This is a genomic window from Dietzia sp. Cai40 (genome assembly GCF_014145165.1).
Taxonomy (GTDB): domain Bacteria; phylum Actinomycetota; class Actinomycetes; order Mycobacteriales; family Mycobacteriaceae; genus Dietzia; species Dietzia natronolimnaea.
The window spans coordinates 1-2,141 of the sequence record NZ_JAALEB010000482.1 but is presented as its reverse complement, the minus strand read 5'-3'; the positions used below and the strand labels follow the sequence as shown (position 1 = coordinate 2,141).

At 71.8% G+C, this 2,141-nt stretch carries 1 protein-coding gene and 2 pseudogenes; 1 reads left to right on the top strand and 2 read right to left on the bottom strand.

Translation table 11 applies throughout. The features are described 5' to 3' along the window. A pseudogene (locus tag G6022_RS16185) lies at positions 1-200 on the bottom strand (chromosome partitioning protein); the annotation flags it as partial. 296 nt (positions 201-496) lie between these two features. Between G6022_RS16185 and G6022_RS16180 the strand changes: the two are divergent. Further along, positions 497-1,327: an HAD-IB family hydrolase gene (locus tag G6022_RS16180; protein ID WP_182639792.1), complete on the top strand. Its 831-nt coding sequence runs from the start codon at positions 497-499 to the stop codon at positions 1,325-1,327. Positions 1,328-1,777: 450 nt separating this feature from the next. Here G6022_RS16180 and G6022_RS16175 read toward each other — a convergent pair. Further along, a pseudogene (locus G6022_RS16175) lies at positions 1,778-2,141 on the bottom strand (oxidoreductase); the annotation flags it as partial.

Genomic DNA, 2,141 nt, shown 5'->3' with positions numbered 1-2,141 from the left:
GGTCCCCCGCCGGTGTCCTCACGGTCCGTCACCGCCACGTCCGCCGAGGCGCTGTCCGGCGACACGGGGTCCAGGGCCAGCGCGGCGAGCACGGCGCGGACATCGGCGTCGAGGTCCGGGTCGGTCACGTCGACCGCGACGGTCCTGCCCGCGGGAGGGTCGGGGACTGTGTCGTGCGCTGCGCGAGGGCTCTGGGTCACGGGCACAGCGTGGCGCACCCACCGGTCGGCGGACCCGGCCCGATGCAGTGTCCCGGGGGCGGCTGTGGAGAGGCCGGGGGCTGTGGACAACACGCCGGGACCCGGGGTCCCCGACCCGGACACCCCGGGCCGCGGACCCCGCCCGAAATGAGAGAAACCGCGGCAGGGGGACGCCGCGGTTTCTCGAAGTCCCGATTCGTGGGGGAACGAATCGAGCACCTATAGGGGGATGCTCTCACGAGCGTGATCAGTATCACTTATCCGCGCGGTGAGCACAAGAACCGTATCGTGGAGCCGTGTCCGCCCCACGCCGCCAGGGCCCTCGGTCATCGCACCGACCTCGCCGGGTCGCCGCGTTCTTCGACCTCGACAAGACGATCATCGCCACCTCGTCGGTGTTCGCGTTCAACAAATCCTTCCTCGACGAGGGTCTGTTGTCCCGCCGATCGGTGATCGATCTGGCCTACACGCAGCTCGCGTTCAGCCTCTCCGACGCCGACGACGACCAGATGCAGAAGGTGCGCCAGGCCATGGCCACGGCCACCAAGGGGTGGGAGCCCGAGAAGGTCGAGCGCATCGTCACCGAAGGACTCACGGAGACCGTCTCGCCGAGCGTGTACGCCGAGGCGCAGGAACTGCTCGCCGAGCACCGGGCGCTCGGGCACGACCTGGTGATCGTGTCCGCCTCCGGTGAGGAACTGGTGGCGCCGATCGCCCGGATGCTCGGCGTGGACCACTACGCCGGCACCCGCATGAACCGCGACGCCGACGGGCGGTACGGCGGGTCCATCGAGTTCTACTGCCAGGGACCGGGCAAAGCCGAGGCTATCCGGGCGTTCGCCCGGCGCTACGGCTACGACCTGGAGGCCTCGTACGCCTACTCCGACTCCTCCACCGACCTGCCGATGCTCGAGGAGGTCGGGCATCCGACGGTGATCAACCCGGACCGCGCGCTGCGCCGCGAGGCCCTGGAGCGCGGGTGGCCGATCCTCACCTTCTCCAACCCCACCCCGTTGCTCCCGACGCTGGAACGCGCGACCGGGCCGATCATCGGCGTCGGGGCGATCGCGCTCGCGGTGGGGGCGGCGGCCTTCTCCTTCGCCCGCTCCGCGCGGCGAGACCACTGAACCCGGTCACCCGACTCGTCCGCCGGGACCGGTCACCCGACCCGCCCTCGTTCGGCCCCAACTCCTCATCGTGCGCCGCCGACGCGGCGGGACGCGATGGCGGGAACCACCCGCAAGTCCCCGGGTTCCTTGTGGGATCCCCCCATCGCCGGGGCGCCTGTCCGCGCGGCATGCTCAGGGCACGGTGACGACGACGCCAGGACGGTGACGGAAGAGAAGTCACGGTTCCCCGTCCGAGCCACCGTCATCGATACTCCGGAACCCACGCGACGGATAACGCCCGAGAGGCACACCAGCCGTGGGTCCGCGCCAGCCGTCACCGACGGTTGTCCCGGACCGGCCACACGGCGGACCACAGGACGCCTGGTACCCGGATCTCTCGATGGAACCGCAGTGAGTTGGCGGGTCGGCACGCGTGCCGACCCGCCATTCGCGTGCCGGGCGCGGGGCTCAGGTCCCGGCGGCGTCCGCGATCGAGGTGGCCTCGCGGGCACCGGCCTCGAGTGCTCTACAGCAGTGGAGGATCCATGAGCCGACCCCCTCCTCGTCGCCGGAGACGAACCCGTCCAGGGCCGACCGGTGCGCCGCGGGATCCCGGTAGAAGGTCACCTCCGGCACCCCCAGACAGTGCGGGTCGAGGCCGGTGGACACTGCCACCAGCCGGAACGCCGCCCGGGCCACCACCCCGTCGGCGGACCCGAACGGCCGCATCCCGGACAGCTCGCCCAGGACCACCGCCGCCAGGACCGGGGCGGGGACCCTCGTCCCGCCCGTCACCAGCTCCGCCAGCCCCTGCAGCCGCTCGGCCACCCCC